This is a genomic window from Caulobacter sp. Root1472 (assembly GCF_001426985.1).
GTDB classification, from domain to species: Bacteria; Pseudomonadota; Alphaproteobacteria; order Caulobacterales; family Caulobacteraceae; genus Caulobacter; species Caulobacter rhizosphaerae.
Genome location: NZ_LMFX01000009.1, coordinates 36,607 through 54,927, shown reverse-complemented (window position 1 = coordinate 54,927; position 18,321 = coordinate 36,607). Strand labels below are relative to the sequence as shown.

Sequence of the window (18,321 nt, the reverse complement as noted above, 5' to 3'; positions counted from 1 at the left end):
CGTCGGAGCCATGGACAGCACGCGCTACGACTACGTCATCATCGGCGCCGGTTCGGCCGGCTGCGTCCTGGCGGCGCGGCTGACCGAAGATCCGGCCGTCAAGGTCCTGCTGCTGGAAGCGGGCGGCAAGAACAGCTCGATCCTGGTGCGGATGCCGGCCGGGGTGGGCGAGCTGATCAAGGCCAAGGGCGAGCAGAACTGGGGGTTCTGGACCGAGGCCGAGCCGCACCTGAACGATCGCAAGCTGTGGTGGCCGCGCGGCAAGGGCCTGGGCGGCAGCTCGGCGATCAATGGCATGATCTATGTTCGCGGCCACGCCCGCGACTACGACCAGTGGCGGCAGATGGGGCTGGCGGGCTGGTCCTATGCCGAGGTCCTGCCCTACTTCAAGCGGTCGGAACGCCATCATGGCGGCGGCGACGCCTATCACGGCGACGCCGGCCCGCTGCACGTGTCGCGCGGCGAGTCCAAGAGCCCGTTCTACGCCGCCCTGATCGAGGCCGGCCGCCAGGCGGGGCACGCGGTGACCCAGGACTTCAACGGCTTTCGCCAGGAGGGCTTTGGCCCCTACGACCTGACGATCCGCGACGGCAAGCGCTGCAGCGCGGCGGCGGCCTATCTGCTGCCGGTGCTGGCCCGGCCGAACCTGACCTGCGTGACCGGGGCCCGCACCACCCGCGTCCTGGTCGAGAACGGCCGGGCGATCGGGGTCGAATATGTCGTGGGGACCAGCCCGGAGCGCCTCGTCGCCCATGCCGACGCCGAGGTGCTGCTCAGCGCCGGAGCCGTGCAGTCGCCGCACGTCCTGCAGCTGTCGGGGATCGGCGATCCGGACGACCTGAAGGCGCAGGGAATCTCGGTGGTCCACGAGTCCAGGGGCGTCGGCGCCAACCTGCAGGACCACCTGGACGTCTGCCTGTCGTGGACGACGCGGAACCTGGTCACCGCCTATTCGGCCAACAAGGGACTGAACAAGCTGGGGGTGGGCCTGTCCTACATGCTGCTGGGCAAGGGGCTGGGACGGCAACAGTTCCTGGAGAGCGGCGCGTTCCTGAAGTCGCGCCCCGACCTCGACCGGCCCGACCTCCAGATCCACGGCGTGCTGGCCATCATGCAGGACCACGGCAAGGTGCAGGTCGAGAAGGACGGCTTCACCCTGCACGTCTGCCAGCTGCGGCCGGAGAGCCGGGGCAAGGTGGGCCTGCGCTCGGCCGATCCGTTCGACGACCCGACCATCCTGGCCAACTACCTGGCGACCGAGGAGGACCGCCGCGCCATCCGCGAAGGGGTGAAGATCGCCCGCGAGGTGGTGGCCCAATCGGCCCTGGATCCCTATCGCGAAGCCGAATACGCGCCCGGCGGCGACGTGAGGACCGACCAGCAGATCGACGCCTGGGTCCGGGCCAAGGCCGAGACCATCTACCACCCGGTCGGAACCTGCCGGATGGGCGCGGCGGGCGACCCGCTGGCGGTGGTCGACGACCAGCTGCGCGTGCAGGGGATCGCCGGCCTGCGGGTGGTCGACGCCTCGGTCATGCCCACCCTGATCGGCGGCAACACCAACGCCCCGACCCTGATGATCGCCGAGCGCGCCGCCGACCTGATCCGCGGCAGGACAGCGCCGGCGGCGTTGGACGTCCCGGTGTTCGAGGACGGACGGGCGGCGGCGGCTTAGCACCTGCGAAACCCTCCCGTGGGGAGAAGGAGGGGCCCATTGCGAAGCAATGGGAGGGTGAGGGCGTAAGATGTCCGACGGCGTGCCGGCACTCCGTTGACGGCGTAACCCCTCACCTTCCCACCGCTTCGCGGCGGGCCCCTTCCTCTCCCTCTGGGAGAGGATATCTAAGGGGCGCCTCAACCGAAGGACCCATGACATGACCCACCGCCCCCTGGGCCGCTCAGGCCTGTCGACCGCCCCGCTGATCTTCGGCGGCAACGTGTTCGGATGGACCGCCGACGAAGCGACGTCGCACCGCCTGCTCGACGCCTTCGTCGACGGCGGCTTCAACGCCATCGACACCGCCGACGTCTATTCCGCCTGGGTCCCCGGCCACGTCGGCGGCGAGTCCGAGAGCGTGATCGGCCGCTGGCTGAAGGCGCGGGGGCGGCGCGACGACGTACTGATCCTGACCAAGGTCGCCATGTGGCCGGCCCAGCCGGGCCTGTCGGCGGCCAATATCGCCGCGGCGGTCGAGGGCTCGCTGAAGCGGCTGCAGACCGACTATATCGACCTCTACCAAGCCCACCAGGACGACGCCGCCACCCCGATCGAGGAGACGCTGGAGGCGTTCGACCGGCTGGTGAAGGCGGGCAAGGTGCGGGCGATCGGGGCGTCGAACTTCTCGCCCGAGCGGCTGTCGGCCTCGCTGAAGGCCTCGCAGGCCCTGGGCCTGGCGCGCTACGAGACCATCCAGCCGAAGTTCAACCTGCATGACCGCGACGAGGTCGAGGGGCCGCTGGCCGAGCTGGCGGCGCGGGAAGGCCTGGGGATCATTCCCTATTATGGCCTGGCCGCCGGCTTCCTGACCGGCAAGTACCGCACCGAGGCGGACCTGGAGGGGCGTTCGCGCGGGCGCACGGTCAAGCCATACCTGACCACGCGCGGCCTGAAGATCCTGGCCGCCCTCGACGCCGCCGCCCAGGCGGTGGGCGCCTCCCCGGCCCAGGTCGCCCTGGCCTGGATCATGGCCCATCCGGCGATCACCGCCCCGCTGGCCAGCGCCACCAGCGTCGAACAGCTGGACGAGCTGATGGCTGCGGCCCGGCTGGCCCTGCCGGCGGCGGTGATCGACGCCCTGAACGCGGCGGGATGATGGGATGTTGAAATGGGGAGGGGTCGCCGTGCGGCGCCCCCTCCCCATCCGCGGCGCGCCCCTGCGCCCCGCGCCGCTCTTTCCGCCCCCCGACGGAAAGCTCGTGATGTTCCTCAGGCGATCCGCCGCCCGTGCAGCGTCGCCAGCCGCAGGCGCGGCGCTTCCTCATTGGCCGGTCCCAGAGCCTGGATCCGGCGCACGCCCAGGTCCGAGGCCGGGCGGCCCATCAGGCGCTGGATCATGGCGATGGGCTGGTAAAGACCCAGGAAACGGTCGGCTTGGCCGTCGGCGCCGGTCATCGGCGCCAGCAGCACCTCCATGCCCACCGACGGCGCCCCGATGGCGCGGATGTCGGCGGTGATCACCACCGGCTCGCCCCGGCGACGGGCGACCTCCAGGGCGGACTTGACCTCCAGGCGGTGCGACAGGGCCCAGAAGCCCAGGGCGTCCTCGCCGCGCAGGTCGCGAGCATGCAGGTCGGCGACGAATCCGCCGGCCAGCCGCACCGGATAGCGGCCCTTGGCGTCGCGGCCGAGGATGAACACCTGCGGCAGGAGATCCAGGAAATCGGCCGGATTGACGGCGGCGCGCGCGGGCATGGCGGCGTTAACGGCCTTGCTACGCCAATAGTCTATCAACCGTTCCGTGCTTGGATGGAACATCGTCGTTCCCCTGGCGGGCTCGCACGCGGTCGTTCTCGACCGCATCGGGCTTGCAGGGAGAACCGGGCCAGCCCCAGGACCGTGCCGTCCTGGGACAGTTTCCCGGTGGAGCGGCGGACATGGCGTGAAACTTGCTTGGCCGTTGGCCGAGCGGCACGCTGGCGTGTTGTGAAGGGAAGAGGCCGATGAAGGCGCCGAAAATGACCTTGCCCAGGCTGTGGCTCAGCCTAGCCGCTGGACTCGGTGGGCTGTTGCTGGGCGGGGTCGCGTACGCCCAGTGCGGCAGCTGCACGCCGCCGCCGCCGCCCTGCTGCGCGCCGCCGCCGGCGCCGCCGCGTCCGCCCACCCCGCCCGGCTGCAACACCTGCGGCGGCGGCGGTCACAACGTCTATGTGCCCGGCATCAACATCCACGTCGGCGGCTCGGTGGTGGTCAACGCCAACGCCTCGGCCACCAGCACGGCCACGGCCGGGTCCAGCGCCGGAGCCGGCGCGGGCGCGGGGGCCTCGGCCGGCTCGACCGTCTATTACGGCGGCGGCACCCACGGCGGCTACTATTCCGGCCCGATGTCGACCGGCTACATCCAGGGCCTGAACGTCGAGGGCGGCGAAGCCCGCCGTCGCGCGTCCTACGAGGCCACCCGCACCAAGTTCAAGCGCGTGGTCATCCGCGCCGTCTGCCTGGACGACCGCGACATCCCCCACCCGGCCTCGCAGGTCACCCCCGACCGCGACATCGACAGCGGCTATGACGGCGAGCTCTATCGCTGCATCGCCGGGTCGCGCATGCAGTACGTGGTCGGCGCCTACGAAGGCTACAGCGCGGCCAATTTCGGCGGCGAGACCTATGTCTGCGGCAAGAACGAAGCCCTCTATTACGGCGGCGGCGGCGGCGGTGGTCGCGGCGGCGCGGGCGGCGGCTACCTGGCCGGCGGTCCCGACGGCGGCCGCGGCGGCGCCCTCTCGTGCCGGCCGCAACGTCCGGCCCGCGACTGCAACGAGCGCTCGCTGCTGCGCCGCTACGGCGCCGGCGTGAAGGTCCTGACCATCCTGACCACCGAGAAATACACCGCCTATCGCGAGGAAACGGTGCGCGAGCAGTCCAGCTCGGGCCTGAGCCTCAGCCTGGACGGCGGCGTCGGCGGGGTGGTGTACTAACCCTGCTCCGGCTTCCGAAACAGAAAGGGCCGCTCCCCGGGGAGCGGCCCTTTTTCTTTAGCGCACTATTCGCATCTACGACTTTATCGCGAAAACTGCCTCGGCGGTTGCTATCCTGGGTTAGGAATCATTCCCGATAGACCCACAGTCAGGAAGACCGATGCTTCGTACGCTTTTCGCCGTCGTCGCCGTTTCAGGATCGCTGCAGGCCGCCGGCGCGGCGGCGGAACCGTTCTACGACGCCGCCCTCTGCAAGCCGGCCTATACGATGGACTCCGCCACGGCGCTGTACGAAGCGGCCGAGAAGCTGGCCAAGCCCGACACCTCGCTGCTGACGGCCTATGTCTACAAGCTGCCGCAAGACCTCGGCCAGGACGGCTTCAAGACCAACGAAGTGGTGTTCGCCGGCACGTCGGTCGGCGTCCTGGTCCAAGGCCAGCAGGCCGAGGCCCTGGCTCAGCGCTACCAGCTGCAACGCGAGCGCTCCAGCCTGATGGGCGCCTCCACCAAGGGCTATGCGCGCGAACTGCCGCCGAGCGAACAGCCGCAGCCCGACGCCGGAACCGTCTCGATCGTCGCCCGCGAGAGCGCCGCCTTGCCCGGCAAGACGCTGCTGGCCTGCGAGTTCGTCACGAAGGAAGACCGGGCGGCCCTGGAAGCCTACGAAAAGTCCAAAAGCCAGTAACGCGCGCACGCGCCCTTCATCGGACGGCCCTCATGGCGCCCCTGTCGGCGATCCTGTACTTCCTCGCCCACCACCCGTTCTGGTCGTGGCCTGTCCTGGTGCTCGTTGGCGCCACGCTGGGACGGGCGATGGCGACGTGGCGGCGTCAGCCCGGCTGGTACGCGCTGATGGCGCCGTTCTTCTTTTTCGGCATCGCCAACTTCTTCACCGGCCACATCTTCAACGCGCTGTTCCTCAACGCCTTCGGGGAAACCGGCGCGGCGGTGGTGACCCATTCACGGGAGACCAGCTCCACGCTCAACGACCAGCCCATATGGGCCTATGACGCGGTGCTGAAGACAGCGGACGGCCGCGACGTGGTGACGAGGTTCACCACCATGTCCGCCAGCATCTATCCGATCACCAACGAGATCCTGATCCCGCCCGAGGGCGAGACCTTCGTCGCCAAGTACATCCCCGGGTTCCCGCGCAACATTGCCATCATGCGCGACCTGTCGCCCTACGGAAAAGTCTACCGGATCGGCATGGACCGCGGGCCGGTCGACAAGGCGGCCAACCAGTTCGCGGCCAGCCCGGGCAACGCCGCGTTCATCGCGGAATATCGCAAGGCCTTGACCGTCTTCCTCGAAAAGCACCGCCACGACGCCGATCCGAACCTGGTCCGGGACTTCGAGGCCAGGCTGGCGGCGCTGCCGCCAGCCGAGTGAGCTTCGCGATCGCTTCGTGCTGGAGGGGATCGACGTTCAGCTCTCGGGGGGCCGAAAACCTCGTCCTTCGACACGCTCAGGATGAGGTTTTCTACAGCCGGGCTTCGTGAATGGTCCTCATCCTGAGCTTGTCGAAGGACGAGGACCACGCACGGCGTTGAACGCCGATCGGCCTCAGATCACGTAGTCATAGACCACGTCGGCCAGCGTGTGGTCCATCGTCCGGGCCGGCTCTTCGCAGGTCGGGCAGTTGACGATGCGGGCCGGCACGCCGGCGGCCGTGCAGTGCGGCGGGATCGGCTTGAGCACCACCGAGCCGGACGCCACCTTGGCGTAGTCGCCGACCGTGATGTTGCCCAGCACCTTGGAGCCCGCGCCCAGCAGCACGCCCTTGCCGATCTTGGGGTGGCGGTCGCCGCGCTCGGCGCCGGTGCCGCCCAGCGTGACGCCATGGAGCATCGAGACGTCGTCCCCGACCACCGCGGTCTCGCCGATGACGATCCCGGTGCCGTGGTCGATGAACACGCCCTGGCCGATGCGGGCGGCGGGGTTGATATCGACCTGGAAGACCTCGCTGGCCCGGCTCTGCAGGTAGAAGGCCAGGGTCTCACGGCCCTGGCTCCACAGCCAGTGCGACACGCGGTGCGTCTGCAGGGCCAGGAAGCCCTTGAAGAACAGGAACGGCTGGACATAGCCCTTGGTGGCCGGGTCGCGCTCGAACACCGCCATCAGGTCGGCCTCGGCGGCGGCGATCAGGGCCGGATCGGAGTTGAAGGCGTCGGCGGCGAACTCGCGCGCCGTCATCGCCCGCATTTCCTGGTCACCCAGCTTGCGGGCCAGCTGGAAGGTCAGGGCGTCGGCGATATTGTCGTGACTGAGGATCACGGCGTTGAGCAGCGAGGCCAGGGCCGGCTCGGCCTTGGCGGCGTGTTCGGCCTGGTTGCGCAGGGCGGCCCAGACGGGCGGCGTCGTTTCCTGCGTCACGACCTCGAGATGTTTGGCCACCGGGATCTCCCTCGCCCACGCCGACACTAGAGCATCTTTTTTGGAAATGCTCCAGGACGGCCTTCGGATCCGACGGCCATGCCGCCGATCCGTTCGCCACTTAAGACCGCGCGTCGGCCAGCACAAGTCGCGCCAGGTCGGCCGGCAACTGGCCCTTCACCGCCATATGGTGCACCCGCAGCAGTAAAGCCACCGTCAAGGAGTCCGGCATGTGGCCGGACACCGCCGCGTCGAGGGCCTGGCCGAACGGCACGCGGGCTATGGCTAGGTCCTCGGTGTCGTCGGGCGCTGTGGCCGTCGGCGTCAGGTCCATCGCCAGGTAGCCGTGGCAGATCTCGTCGGTGATCGAGTTGGACAGCTCCATGGTCAGGATCAGCCGCCAGTCGGCGGCCTGCAGCCCGACCTCCTCGGCCAGTTCGCGCTTGGCGCCGTCCAGCGGATCCTCGTCCAGCGGCGCGCCGCCCTCGGGGATCTCCCAGCTGTAGTTGGCGTGGGGAAAGCGGTTCTGGCCCACCAGGGTGACCGTGCCGTCGGCGTGCAGCGGCACGACGCCGATCGCCCGGTTCTTGAACGTCACCTTGCCGTACAGGGCCGGCCGGCCGGTGGGCGCGACGGCGTCGTACTCGGTCAGGGTGATCCAGGGATTGTCGTAGACGACGGTTTCCCGCGTGACGCCCCACGGCGCTCCGTGCGCTTTGAGCCAAGAGGGTTTTTCAGACATGCGAACGACTCGCGACTTGTGGCGGCCGGGGCTCGGCCATAGGTGTGCTGCTTATCGTGCTTCCCGGAGGTCGTCTTGGCCGGTTCTGTTCCCCCTGCCCCAGAATTCGGCGAAGTGCTGCCGATCGCGCCGTCGCTGGCCGTGCTGGACTTCCTGGCCCGGCGGCGGTCGGCCTCGGCCATGAGCCTGACGGCGCCGGGACCGGACGACGCCCAGCTGGCCGACCTGCTGCGCCTGGCCGCCCGGGTGCCCGACCATGGCAAGCTGGCGCCCTGGCGGTTCGTGATCCTGCGCGGCCCGGCCAAGGACGTCTTCGCCGAGAAGATCACCGCCCTCGCCGACAGCCAGGCCAATCCCGCCAAGGCCAACGCCGCCCTGCGCAAGCTGACCCGCCCGCCGGTCGCCGTCGCGGTCATTTCCCGCCACATCCCCGGCGAGATCCCCGAATGGGAGCAGCGCCAGAGCGCTTCGGCCGTCTGCCAGCAGATGCTGCTGGCCGCCGCCGCCATGGGCTGGGGGGCCAACTGGATCACCGACTGGTACGCCTATGACCCGCGCGCCCAGGCCATTCTCGGCCTGGCGGACGAGGAACGGGTGGCCGGCTTCCTCTATCTGGGAACCTCGACAGAGGCCCCGCAGGAGCGGGTGCGGCCGGACGTGGCGGCGATCACCACCGAATGGTCCGCCGATTGAGCGCCGCGCCGGACGCCTGTGGCGTTTTCGCATCGGTCCGAGGCGTTCGGACAGGAGAGCGCGGCTGGAATAGCGGCCACACGCCATAGAATCGCCACCTGACTAGTCTCAAATCCCAAGGCGTGGGACTTGCGGGGCGCAGGCTTCGCCGTGCATCAGGCGCGACATCTTGTGTAACAGTCCTGCATCAAATCGACCTTAAGCATCGGTAACTTGTGATGTGGCCTTGCGTTGCCTAAGGCCAAGCTCGACGATGTCTGCGTACCTACACGCCGACCAATTTTTTACGGCCGACGGGGTTTATGACGCTCTCTCTCCTGATTCTTGGCATGGCCGCCGCCCTTGACGGCGCGCCCGAAGCCGCGCCCGCGCAGCAGGAACCTGCAACCCAGGTGCAGCAGACGCCGCAACAGGCCGCGCGGGCCGACGCGGACCCGTACGCCGCCGAGGTCGACGCGGTGGAGGTGGTGGCCGGCAAGCCGCGCGGCTCGGTCGAGGGCGACATCAAGCCCGAACTGACCCTGAACCCGGCCCAGATCCGCGCCTACGGGGCCGGCAGCATTTCGGAGCTGATGGCCTTCCTGGAGCCACAGCTGCGCACCAGCCAGAGCCGCGGCGACGGCCAGCCGGTGATGCTGGTCAACGGCCGCCGCATCTCGGGCTTCCAGGAGATCCGCGACATCCCGCCCGAAGCCATCGAGCGCTTCGAGATCCTGCCCGAGGAAGTGTCGCTGACCTATGGCTACCGCGCCGACCAGCGGGTGGTGAACATCGTCCTGCGCCGCCGCTTCCGCGCCCTGACCACCGAGGCGGGGGTCAAGGTCCCGACCGCCGGCGACCGCACCTCGACCGACCTGCAGAGCACCTTCTTCCGGGTCCAGGGCGACAATCGCTGGCTGTTCAACGGCAAGGTCACGCACGACACCGCCCTGTTGGAGGACGACCGGAACATCGTGCGCACGCCGTCGGGCCAGCCCTACGACCTGACCGGCAACGTCACGGGCATGCCCCAGCTCGACCCGTTGACCGGCAAGCCCACCCGGGGCGTGACGCCGATCGACCCGAACCTGACCGCCCTGGTCGGCGCGCCGGTCACCGTCGCGCCCGTGCCGACCTCGGCCCTCGGCGGCCGGCCCACCCTGGCCGATTTCGCGACCGGCGCCGGGACCGCCGCCAGCGACGACCTGACCGCTTGGCGCAGCCTGGCGCCCCGGAGCACCACCGCCAGCCTGACCGGCGCGGTCACCCGCCCGCTGGGCAAGTCCTCCATGGTCACGATCAGCGGCGGCTTCGACGACAGCAGCACACTCAGCTATCTGGGCCTGCCCGGCCTCCGCGGCCTGCCGAAGGACCCCGACGATCCCGACGTCCACGTGGTCGTGCCGGCCGGCAGCCCGTTCTCGCCGTTCAGCCAGAACGTCGAGCTCTATCGCTACGCCGACGACTACGTCTCGATGACCCGCAAGGTCGACACCCAGAAGGCGACGGTGTCGGCCGCGGCCAACGGCCGGATCAAGGACTGGCGCTGGAGCGCCACCGGCGGCTACGTCTATTCGACCAGCGACACCACCACCGGCCGCGGCCTGGACGCGGCGGCGTTCATCGCCGCCGTCGCCGCCGGCGACCCGGCGGTCAACCCGTTCGGCAACATCCCCTCCAACCTGCTGGCCCGGGTCTCGCCCGACACCGCCAAGTCGACCTCGAACACCGCCAACGCCGAGGTGGTGTTCGTCGGCAACCTGCTGCAGGCCCCGGCCGGCGGCGTCTCGACCACGTTCAAGGTCGGCGCCGACACCCAGACGCTGGACTCGCGCAGCGTGCGCCGGGGGACAGCGGTCGACCGCGACATCTCGCGCACCAGCGGCAACCTGCAGGGCAGTCTCAACGTGCCGATCGCCGACCGCGACAAGGGCGTGCTGCCGGCGCTGGGCGACCTATCGATCAACTTCAACGGCCAGTACGAGCAGCTGTCGGACTTCGGCGGACTGACCACCCTGGGCGCCGGCGCCAACTGGTCGCCGATCAATCCGCTCAGCTTCCTGGTCAGCTACACCAGCGAGGACGGCGCCCCTACGCCGTCGCAGCTGAACGACCCGATCCTGTCGACGCCGAACGTCTCGATCTACGACTTCAGGACCGGTCAGTCGGTGCTGGCGACGCGGGTCGAGGGCGGCAATCCGAACCTGGTGTCCGACAGCCGCCAGGTGATGAAGCTGAGCGTCAACATCCGGCCGCTGCCCAAGGACGCCAAGACCAACCTGCAGATCAGCGCCAACTACACGGCCACGCGGATCGACGACTCGATCAATAGCTTCCCAGCCATCACCGCCGACATCGAGCAGGCCTTCCCCGATCGGATCGTCCGCGACGCCAACGGCCGGCTGATCTCGGTCGACTCGCGTCCGGTGAACTACGCCAAGTCGGAGCAGGAACAGATTCGGTGGGGGTTCAACCTGTCACGGCCGTTCGGCAAGCCGCGCGCCGGCCTGCCGGGCTTCGGCGGCGGACCGCCCGGCGGCGGCGGCCGCGGGCCTGACGGCGGCCGTGGACCCGACGGCGGTCCCGGTGGAGGCCCAGGCGCGGGCGGAAGCGGCGGAGGCGGCGGTTTCCGTGGCGGCGGCGGCGGTTTCCGTGGCGGCGGCGGCGGTTTCCGTGGCGGCCCGCGCCCCGGCCAGGGGCAATTCCAGGTCTCGCTCTACCACACCTGGAAACTGAAGGACGAGGTGACCATCCGCGACGGCCTGCCGGTCATCGACCGCCTGGACGGCGGCTCGGGCGCCGGGCCCGAGCACGAGGTCCAGTTGCAGGTCGGCGTCTTCAAGAGCGGCATGGGCGCGTTCCTGAACGGCAGCTGGCGCAGCGGCTATCGCCTGAACGGCGCGACCACCCAGCAGGACCTGTTCTTCAGCGACCAGTCGACGTTCAGCCTGAACCTGTTCGCCGACCTGTCGTCGCGCCCGGACCTGCTGCGCGCTCACCCGTGGCTGCGCGGCTCGCGGGTGCAGCTGCAGGCCCAGAACCTGTTCGACACCCGCCAGGACGTGCACGACCGCCTGGGCCTGACGCCCCAGGCCTACCAGCCGGACTTTCGCGACCCGATCGGCCGGACCGTGCGCATCAGCTTCCGCAAGCTGATCGGCCCTTCGCGCCCCGTCCAGCCCCCCGGCCAGCGGCCGCCGGCGGTCCCCACGCCGCCGCCGGCGCAGCAGCCGGCGCCGTCACCGCGCTAGGAAAAGCCTTGCGCGGCGAAGCGCCCTACAACACTCTATCTGGCGTTGTCATTTGGAGTTGACGCTCGATGATGCTCGCCGCGCTTTTCGCCGCTCTCGCCCTCTCCGGGACGTCTCAACCCGCCGCAACGCTCGATGAGGTCGGCCTGACCTGGGCGGACGCGCCGACGCGGTACGACCTGGAAAGGGCGGCCCCCCTGTTCCCGGCCAAGGTCGGCGCGTGGACGCCGGACGTCCATCTGACCTGCACGGCGCGCCGCAACGGTCGCGTGGATTGCGTGAGCCTGGAGCGCGGCGACGCCACCCTTGCCGCTTCCGCCCATCGCCTGATGAGCGGAACCCGGGTCAAAGCCGTTGACGGCGGCTCGCCCGAGGGACGGACGTTCGCCTTCACCGTGCGGTTTGGTGAGTCCCGCCGGGCTTCGCGACTGACCACGGCCTCGATCCAGTAGGCTGGCCCAGGAGGCGGGCGAGGGCCGAAGCGCCGGGGCTCAGCCCCGGCCGCGATAGGCCGCCACGCCCTGGTCGGGGACCCACAAACCCTCCGGCGCCGGACCGGTCTGCCAGAACACGTCGATCGGAATGCCGCCGCGCGGGTACCAGTAGCCGCCGATGCGCAGCCAGCGCGGGGCCGCGATCTCGACGATCTTGCGGCCGATCTTGACCGTGCAGTCCTCGTGGAACGAGCCGTGGTTGCGGAAGCTGGTCAGGTACAGCTTCAGCGACTTGCTCTCGATCAGCCAGTCGCCCGGCGCGTAGTCGATCACCAGGTGCGCGAAGTCGGGCTGGCCGGTCACCGGGCACAGCGAGGTGAATTCGGGAGCCACGAAGCGCGCCAGGTAGGTCACGTCGCTCTGCGGATTGGGCACGCGCTCGAGGACGGCCTGGTCGGGGCTGGCGGCGGGCTCGACCACCTGGCCCAGCTGGGTCACATGAAGTTCGGTCATGGGCGGTCATCTAGGCCCCGCGCCCGCGCGAGACAAGCACGCGCGGCGTCGCTATCGTGGCGTCAAACAGATGTTGGGACGGAAACAGGCGATGAACGGACGCGATTTCGACGGCTTCACGGTGGTGGTCACCGGGGCCTCCACGGGCCTGGGCCGGGCCATGGCGGTCGAGACCGCGCGGCGCGGCGCCGGCCTGGTCGTGGTCAATTTCGCCCGCAGCTCGGAGGAGGCCGAGGAGACCGCCCGCCTGGTCGAGGCCGAGGGCTCCAAGGCCGTCCTGGTGCAGGGCGACGTGGCCCAGGACGCCGACTGCCGCCGGATCGCCGAGGCGGCGGCGGGCTCGGGCCGGATCGACGCCCTGTTCAACAACGCCGGGATCACCAAGTTCGCCCCCGACCACGCCGACCTCGACGCGGTCGACGCCGAGGACTTCCTGCGGCTCTACGCGGTCAACGTGGTCGGCGCCTTCCAGATGGTCCGCGCGGCCCGCAGCCTGCTGGAAGCCGCGCCGCAGCCGGGCGCCGTGGTCAACACCGCCTCGATCGCCGGGGTGGTGGGTAACGGTTCATCGGTGCCCTACGCCGCGTCCAAGGGCGCCCTGACGACCATGACCTTGTCGCTGGCCCGGGCGCTGGCCCCGCGTATCCGGGTCAACGCCGTCTGTCCGGGCTTCATCGACACCCCGTGGTTCAGCAAGGTCATGGACGAGGAGCGCACCGACCGCTTGCGCGCCCGATCGGCCGCCGCGACGCCGCTGAAGGTCGCCTCCACCGCGGAGGACATCGCCGGCGCCGCCGTGTTCCTGGCCTCGCCCGCCTCGCGCCACGTCACCGGCGAGACCCTGCTGGTCGACGCCGGCCTGCACCTGGGCGGAGCGAGTCTGGCGATGCGCTAAAGCCGCAGGTAAAGCCGAAACAATCGTTCTTTTGACACTGTGGCGCCCGACGCCACTTCTGAAGCAAAATCGTCACACTCCGCCCAAACTTTGTGCCTGCGGCATGCTTTCTGCTGGTGATTTGACCAGCAAGATTGCAACAAAGGCTTGGCCGACAACTACTGCTGTCGTGTTCAACGCGCTTGCAGGCGTCGCTGATCGGCGAGGGCTCCATACCCTCCCGCCGACAAAACAGAATAAAAGGGGATAGACACATGAAGTTTCTGAAACTGGCGCTGGTCGCCGCTGCTGCTTCGGTCGCCATGGGCGGCGCCGCGATGGCGCAGGACGAAAGCGGCTTGAAGCTGTCGTACAACGTCGGCGTGGCCAGCGACTACATCTTCCGCGGCGTCAGCAACACCAACACCAAGGGCCAGGTGTTCGGCGGCGTCGACGCCACCTACGGCATCGGCTATGCGGGCGTCTGGACGTCGAACGTCGACTTCGGCACCCCGAACCCCGACCAGGAAATCGACGTCTACGCCGGTGTGAAGCCGACCGTCGGCGCCTTCAACCTCGACCTGGGCGTGATCTACTACGGCTACACCAAGGACAAGAACGGCGCTCCGGGCTCGTACAGCTATACCGAAGTCAAGGCCGCGGCCTCGACCGCCGTCGGCCCGGCCACCGTCGGCGCGGCCGTCTACTACTCGCCGGAATTCCCGGGCGACGGCGGCGAAGCGCTGTACTATGAACTGAACGGCTCGGCCCCGGTCGGCGAGAAGCTGACCCTGAGCGGCGCCGTCGGCCGTCAGGAAGTCGACGCCTCGACCTACTTCGGCGGCGCGACCGACAGCTACGTGACCTGGAACGCCGGCGTCACCGCCGCGATCACCGACCACGTCAGCGCCGACATCCGCTACTCGGACACCAACAAGAGCGACTACGGCTCGATCTATCACGCGGCGGTCACCGCCTCGCTGAAGGTCGCGTTCTAAGCGTCTCGACACGATCTGATGAAGCCGCCCCGACTTCGGTCGGGGCGGCTTTTTCTTTGCCGGTGGATCAGGCGACGGCCTTCGGCCGCGGCGGCCGCATGAACAGCGCCGCCAGGAACACTACCGCGGTCAGGGCGGCGAACAGCTGGAACGCCGGGGTGAATGAACCGACCCGATCGCGGATCGCGCCGCCGATGAACGGCCCCGCCGCCGACACCGCCCCGATCAGGCAGGTCAGGGAGAACAGCTCGACATTGTTGCGGCGTCCGAAATAGTTCAGCAGCAGCAGGCTCACGGCCAGCACCGTCAGGCCAAAGCCGATCCCCACCCCGACCGCGTACAGCGTCAGCAGCAGCGGCGTCGTCGCCCGCGACAGGGCCAGCAACCCGACCACCAGCAGCCCCTGGGCGAACACCAGCAGCCAGCGCGGATCGAGCCGGTCGCCGATCGCGCCGCCGCCCAGCCGCGCGACCACCTGCATGCCGCCTTCCAGGCTGAGCATGCCCGCCGCCACCGCCCCGGCGACGCCCATCTGCGTCAGGTGGGCCTGGGTCAGGCTGGCGGCGCTGATTCCCGCCAGCAGGTGGCTGAAATAGGCGGCCAGCAGCACGTAGAACTGGGGCGTGCGCACCGCGTCGCGGACACTCCATTCGTGGTCGGTATGGTAGACGTGGCTGGGCGTCTCGCCCGCCGCGGCCTGGGCGTCCAACTCCCGGTCCAGGGCCGCCCCGGCCTGCTCCAGCCAGTGCGGCCCGCCCACGGCGACCGCGCAGACCAGGCCGACCAGGCCCACCGCGATCGCCTGCAGCACCCAGTAGAGCCGCCAGTCGTTGTGGGTCGCCGACAGGGCGCTCACCACCATCCACGGCCCGGCCACCCCGCCCAGGGCGCCGAAGGTGAAATAGATCCCGAACGGCAGGGCCCGCTCCTTGAAGATCGCCGACAGCACGTGGGTGCCGGGGATCAGGGCGGCCATCTGGAAGCCGATCCCGCACAGGGCCGTCCCGACGTAGTAGATCGGCAGGGCGTGAACCCGCGACAGGCAGAACAGCCCGCCCGCCATCACCGCCACACCGGCCAGGACCGTCCCCCTCACGCCCATTCGCCGGATCAGCAGGGCGGGCAGCCAGGACGACAGGCCGGTGAACACCCCCAGGATCGTGAATCCGAGGAAGGCGTGCTCCCAGCTCCAGCCCAGTTCCGGAACCATGGCCGGGATCACCACGCCCAGCGACGAATAGGTCGCCGCCGTGATCAGGAACAGCAGCAGGCTGAACACGCCGACCAGAAGCCAGGGCCGAAATGGGGTGGAGGTCATCAGAACGTCCGCTTCAGGGTCACGCGCCATTCCCGCCCCTTGCCGGGCAAGGCCCCGAGATTGGCATAGGTGTCGGCGTCCGGGGTGAAATAGAGCTCGTCGAACAGATTATCGATGTTGAGCTCGGCGGTGTACGGCCCGCGCGTCAGATAGGCCGACGCGTTGACCACGGCGTAGGCGGGATAGGTCACCGCATCCTGCACCGTGCCCGAGGTCTTGGTCACGTGGGTGACGCCCAGGGTCGCCCCGGCCTGACCCCAGTCGTGCTGGTCGCTGGTATAGGCGCCGTAGAGGCTGACCACCGACTTGGGGATCAGCGTGTAGTCGTAGTCGCCGCCGCGCCCCGGCAGGCCGCTGAACGTCCAGACGACATAGCTGCCGCCATAGCCCTGGGCCCCGGGCACGCCCGCGGTATAGGCGGGGATGTACTGGAACGAGGTGTCCGGCCCCTTGACCGTGGTGTGCTGGGCGTTGCCCGTGGCGGTGAAGCTGAAGTGCTCCGAGGCCAGCCAGCGGACCTCCAGCTCGACACCCTTGGCGCGCGTGCCCTGGACGACGGACGTCAGGCCCGACAGCTGGGTGCGGTTCTGGCGGTAGGCCGCCAGCGAGCCGACCAGGGTTCCGCGCAGCAGCTGGAACTTGACGCCGGCCTCGGCCAGGTCGCTGTCCGACAGCCACGAACCGTCGGCGACCAGGCCCGGGGCGATCTCGCCGGCCTGGCTGACCTCGAGCGCCGAAGCCTTGGCGTAGCTGATATAAGGCATCAGGCCGACGGGCGTCTGATAGGTCAGGCTGGCGCCGTAGGTCCCCTTCCCCCGGTCGTCGGTCTGGCGGCCCGTGACGGTGAAGGGCAGGACGCCGGTGTCGTGCGCGGCCACGTCGTACCAATCATAGCGACCGCCCAGGGTCAGGGTCAGGCGGGGCGTCAGCTTGACGTCGCTGGTGAAAAACAGCCCCGTCTGGCTCCACGTACCCCGATTGTCGTTCTCCCAGTCCAGGCCCTGGACGCCGGCCGGCTCGCGGCTGAACGGGCTGTCGATGATGTCGTTGGGCTGGGCGCCGACCGAGATGTCGCGGCGGTCGATGGCGATCAGGCCGCTGTTGAAGCTCTCGCGCCGGCGGCCCTGGAATTCGCGATAACTCGCGCCGACGATCGTGCTGGCGCTGACCGCCCCGAACTCGCGCTTGAAGGCGTAGCTGGCCCGCGCCTCCCAGACCGAGCTCTTGAACCAGGCGGGATAGCCGTACGAGACGAAGCGCTTGTTGTCCTGGTCGTCATAGAACAACTGCAGCTTCAGCACGCTGTCGTCGTCGAACCGCTTGGCCAGGTCGAAATAGAGCGTGTTGGTCCAGGTCTTGGAAAAGTCGGCGGCGCTGACATAGACGGTGCGCGGGTCGAGCTTCGTGGTCCCTAGGCCCGTGTCCAGCGTGTGGTTGGCGTCGCTGGCCGGCGCTCCGAAATAGGGGATGTAGAGCGCGCTGCCGAACGGGTAGAAGCCCACCTCGCCGGGCGTGATCCGGCCGTTGCCGTCCGCGTCGACCAGGCTGGTGTCGCGGCCGGTGACATAGGTCCCGTGGTCGATCAGGTCCTGGGTCAGGCGGTTCCAGCCCGGCGTCTGGATGTCGCCGGTCGAGTGGTAGACCATGCCGCCGAAGGCCGTGCTCCAGCCGTTGTTCAAGTCGAAGTCCGCCGACACCTCCGCCAGTTGCCGCTTGGGATGCAGGCCGCGATAGAAGCTCTTGGAATCGTCGATCTCGCCATAGGCGTAGATCCCGCCATCGGCCGCCGCCAGCCTGACCGGCAGGGCGACCTGGCCGGTCAGGTTCTTCTTGTCATAGGCCCCGAACGTGGCGGTGATCTCGCCCTTGGGGTTGGTCAGGAACCGCCCCTCGTCCCGGGCGGACTTGGGAATGAAGTTCAGCAGGCCGCCGACCTTGCCCGCGCCGTAGATCGGCGTCGGGGGGCCGCGCACGATCTCGATCTGGGCCGCCCCGCCGATCGGCGTCGAATAGGTGCCGCGGTTCTCGACCCGCTTGAAGCCGCGGAAATAGTTCTCGGCCAGGGTGCCGCGAATGTTGAGGGCGCCCGGCACGCCGTAGAAGCTGGCCGTGTAGGTTCCCGGCGAGACGGCGGTCAGGCCGTCGAGCGTCTCGATGCCGTAGCGGGTCAGGGTGGTGTCGCTGACGAAGCTGGCAGAGCGCGGCGTCTCCAGCAGCGGCTTCTCCAGGCCGAACACCGTGGTGCTGGGCCGCTTCTCCAGCAGGCCGGCCTTGTCGCGCGCCAGGACGATCACCGCATCGACGGCGTCGGCCTGGGGAGCCTCCCCCGCCCCGTCCCGCGCAAAGGCCTGGCCCGAAGCAAGAACGCCGACAGCCATGGCGGAGGCGAGCAGGCAAGCGCGGATCGACATCGTCAGAGCTCCAGGTCCGCCGCAGGAAGGCGGTGAAGCTAGCCATTGCGACCTTACGCAACGTTCGTCAAAACGTTATCTGACATTTCAGAAAGAATTA

Annotated in this window: 16 protein-coding genes; 10 read left to right on the top strand and 6 right to left on the bottom strand. The window is 69.2% G+C overall.

What is annotated here, in order from left to right; all coding sequences use genetic code 11:
• Positions 1-10: 10 nt before the first annotated feature.
• Both ASD47_RS07905 and ASD47_RS07900 read left to right on the top strand, forming a co-directional pair.
• Positions 11-1,675, top strand: coding sequence for a choline dehydrogenase (locus tag ASD47_RS07905; protein WP_056754074.1), 1,665 nt, complete (start codon positions 11-13; stop codon positions 1,673-1,675).
• 199 nt (positions 1,676-1,874) lie between these two features.
• Positions 1,875-2,813 carry an aldo/keto reductase gene (locus ASD47_RS07900; RefSeq protein WP_056754071.1) on the top strand — a complete coding sequence of 313 codons (939 nt, stop codon included), beginning with the start codon at positions 1,875-1,877 and terminating at the stop codon, positions 2,811-2,813.
• 113 nt (positions 2,814-2,926) lie between these two features.
• Here the strand turns inward: ASD47_RS07900 and ASD47_RS07895 are convergent, their stop codons facing one another.
• Entirely contained in the window at positions 2,927-3,475 is a 549-nt protein-coding gene (locus ASD47_RS07895; protein ID WP_056754067.1) for a PAS domain-containing protein, read from the bottom strand.
• 185 nt (positions 3,476-3,660) lie between these two features.
• On the opposite strand from ASD47_RS07895, the gene ASD47_RS07890 reads away from it, so the two are divergent.
• The 3 genes from ASD47_RS07890 (at position 3,661) to ASD47_RS07880 (ending at position 6,024) form a co-directional block, all read left to right on the top strand.
• On the top strand, positions 3,661-4,632 hold the full coding sequence (locus tag ASD47_RS07890; protein WP_056754065.1) for a hypothetical protein: 972 nt from the start codon (positions 3,661-3,663) through the stop codon (positions 4,630-4,632).
• 160 nt (positions 4,633-4,792) lie between these two features.
• Positions 4,793-5,317, top strand: coding sequence for a hypothetical protein (locus ASD47_RS07885; RefSeq protein ID WP_056754062.1), 525 nt, complete (start codon positions 4,793-4,795; stop codon positions 5,315-5,317).
• A gap of 32 nt (positions 5,318-5,349) precedes the next feature.
• Positions 5,350-6,024 carry a hypothetical protein gene (locus ASD47_RS07880; protein WP_056754058.1) on the top strand — a complete coding sequence of 225 codons (675 nt, stop codon included), beginning with the start codon at positions 5,350-5,352 and terminating at the stop codon, positions 6,022-6,024.
• A 174-nt stretch (positions 6,025-6,198) separates the two neighbouring features.
• Here ASD47_RS07880 and cysE read toward each other — a convergent pair whose 3' ends face one another.
• Positions 6,199-7,029: a serine O-acetyltransferase gene (gene cysE / locus ASD47_RS07875; protein ID WP_056754055.1), complete on the bottom strand. Its 831-nt coding sequence runs from the start codon at positions 7,027-7,029 to the stop codon at positions 6,199-6,201.
• 100 nt (positions 7,030-7,129) lie between these two features.
• Positions 7,130-7,750: an NUDIX hydrolase gene (locus ASD47_RS07870; RefSeq protein WP_056754052.1), complete on the bottom strand. Its 621-nt coding sequence runs from the start codon at positions 7,748-7,750 to the stop codon at positions 7,130-7,132.
• Positions 7,751-7,825: 75 nt separating this feature from the next.
• Between ASD47_RS07870 and ASD47_RS07865 the strand changes: the two genes are divergently transcribed.
• From ASD47_RS07865 to ASD47_RS07855, 3 genes are all read left to right on the top strand, one after another.
• Positions 7,826-8,443 (top strand): nitroreductase, encoded by a 618-nt coding sequence (locus tag ASD47_RS07865; RefSeq protein WP_056754047.1) that lies wholly within the window; start codon positions 7,826-7,828, stop codon positions 8,441-8,443.
• A gap of 329 nt (positions 8,444-8,772) precedes the next feature.
• Entirely contained in the window at positions 8,773-11,673 is a 2,901-nt protein-coding gene (locus tag ASD47_RS07860; RefSeq protein WP_082564524.1) for a TonB-dependent receptor, read from the top strand.
• A 68-nt stretch (positions 11,674-11,741) separates the two neighbouring features.
• Positions 11,742-12,125: a hypothetical protein gene (locus tag ASD47_RS07855; protein ID WP_056754040.1), complete on the top strand. Its 384-nt coding sequence runs from the start codon at positions 11,742-11,744 to the stop codon at positions 12,123-12,125.
• 39 nt (positions 12,126-12,164) lie between these two features.
• On the opposite strand, the gene queF is transcribed toward ASD47_RS07855, so the two are convergent.
• Positions 12,165-12,620 carry a preQ(1) synthase gene (gene queF, locus ASD47_RS07850; protein WP_056754037.1) on the bottom strand — a complete coding sequence of 152 codons (456 nt, stop codon included), beginning with the start codon at positions 12,618-12,620 and terminating at the stop codon, positions 12,165-12,167.
• 70 nt (positions 12,621-12,690) lie between these two features.
• On the opposite strand from queF, the gene ASD47_RS07845 reads away from it, so the two are divergent.
• Positions 12,691-13,515 (top strand): SDR family NAD(P)-dependent oxidoreductase, encoded by an 825-nt coding sequence (locus ASD47_RS07845; RefSeq protein WP_162251628.1) that lies wholly within the window; start codon positions 12,691-12,693, stop codon positions 13,513-13,515.
• A gap of 254 nt (positions 13,516-13,769) precedes the next feature.
• On the top strand, positions 13,770-14,492 hold the full coding sequence (locus ASD47_RS07840; protein ID WP_056754033.1) for a TorF family putative porin: 723 nt from the start codon (positions 13,770-13,772) through the stop codon (positions 14,490-14,492).
• Between the two features lie 67 nt (positions 14,493-14,559).
• Here the strand turns inward: ASD47_RS07840 and ASD47_RS07835 are convergent, their stop codons facing one another.
• Positions 14,560-15,810: a CynX/NimT family MFS transporter gene (locus tag ASD47_RS07835; protein ID WP_056754028.1), complete on the bottom strand. Its 1,251-nt coding sequence runs from the start codon at positions 15,808-15,810 to the stop codon at positions 14,560-14,562.
• Positions 15,810-18,221: a TonB-dependent siderophore receptor gene (locus ASD47_RS07830; protein WP_056754025.1), complete on the bottom strand. Its 2,412-nt coding sequence runs from the start codon at positions 18,219-18,221 to the stop codon at positions 15,810-15,812. The genes ASD47_RS07835 and ASD47_RS07830 overlap by 1 nt, the downstream gene beginning before the upstream one ends.
• Positions 18,222-18,321: the final 100 nt, after the last annotated feature.

What these genes read in the sequence shown, in the direction of transcription:
- ASD47_RS07835 (WP_056754028.1), bottom strand. Translation starts at nt 15,810, where the DNA reads ATGACCTCCACCCCATTTCGGCCCTGGCTTCTGGTCGGCGTGTTCAGC.
- ASD47_RS07880 (WP_056754058.1), top strand. Translation starts at nt 5,350, where the DNA reads ATGGCGCCCCTGTCGGCGATCCTGTACTTCCTCGCCCACCACCCGTTC.
- ASD47_RS07855 (WP_056754040.1), top strand. Translation starts at nt 11,742, where the DNA reads ATGATGCTCGCCGCGCTTTTCGCCGCTCTCGCCCTCTCCGGGACGTCT.
- ASD47_RS07890 (WP_056754065.1), top strand. Translation starts at nt 3,661, where the DNA reads ATGAAGGCGCCGAAAATGACCTTGCCCAGGCTGTGGCTCAGCCTAGCC.
- ASD47_RS07870 (WP_056754052.1), bottom strand. Translation starts at nt 7,750, where the DNA reads ATGTCTGAAAAACCCTCTTGGCTCAAAGCGCACGGAGCGCCGTGGGGC.
- ASD47_RS07840 (WP_056754033.1), top strand. Translation starts at nt 13,770, where the DNA reads ATGAAGTTTCTGAAACTGGCGCTGGTCGCCGCTGCTGCTTCGGTCGCC.
- ASD47_RS07845 (WP_162251628.1), top strand. Translation starts at nt 12,691, where the DNA reads ATGTTGGGACGGAAACAGGCGATGAACGGACGCGATTTCGACGGCTTC.
- ASD47_RS07860 (WP_082564524.1), top strand. Translation starts at nt 8,773, where the DNA reads ATGGCCGCCGCCCTTGACGGCGCGCCCGAAGCCGCGCCCGCGCAGCAG.
- ASD47_RS07895 (WP_056754067.1), bottom strand. Translation starts at nt 3,475, where the DNA reads ATGTTCCATCCAAGCACGGAACGGTTGATAGACTATTGGCGTAGCAAG.
- ASD47_RS07905 (WP_056754074.1), top strand. Translation starts at nt 11, where the DNA reads ATGGACAGCACGCGCTACGACTACGTCATCATCGGCGCCGGTTCGGCC.
- ASD47_RS07885 (WP_056754062.1), top strand. Translation starts at nt 4,793, where the DNA reads ATGCTTCGTACGCTTTTCGCCGTCGTCGCCGTTTCAGGATCGCTGCAG.
- ASD47_RS07900 (WP_056754071.1), top strand. Translation starts at nt 1,875, where the DNA reads ATGACCCACCGCCCCCTGGGCCGCTCAGGCCTGTCGACCGCCCCGCTG.
- ASD47_RS07830 (WP_056754025.1), bottom strand. Translation starts at nt 18,221, where the DNA reads ATGTCGATCCGCGCTTGCCTGCTCGCCTCCGCCATGGCTGTCGGCGTT.
- queF (WP_056754037.1), bottom strand. Translation starts at nt 12,620, where the DNA reads ATGACCGAACTTCATGTGACCCAGCTGGGCCAGGTGGTCGAGCCCGCC.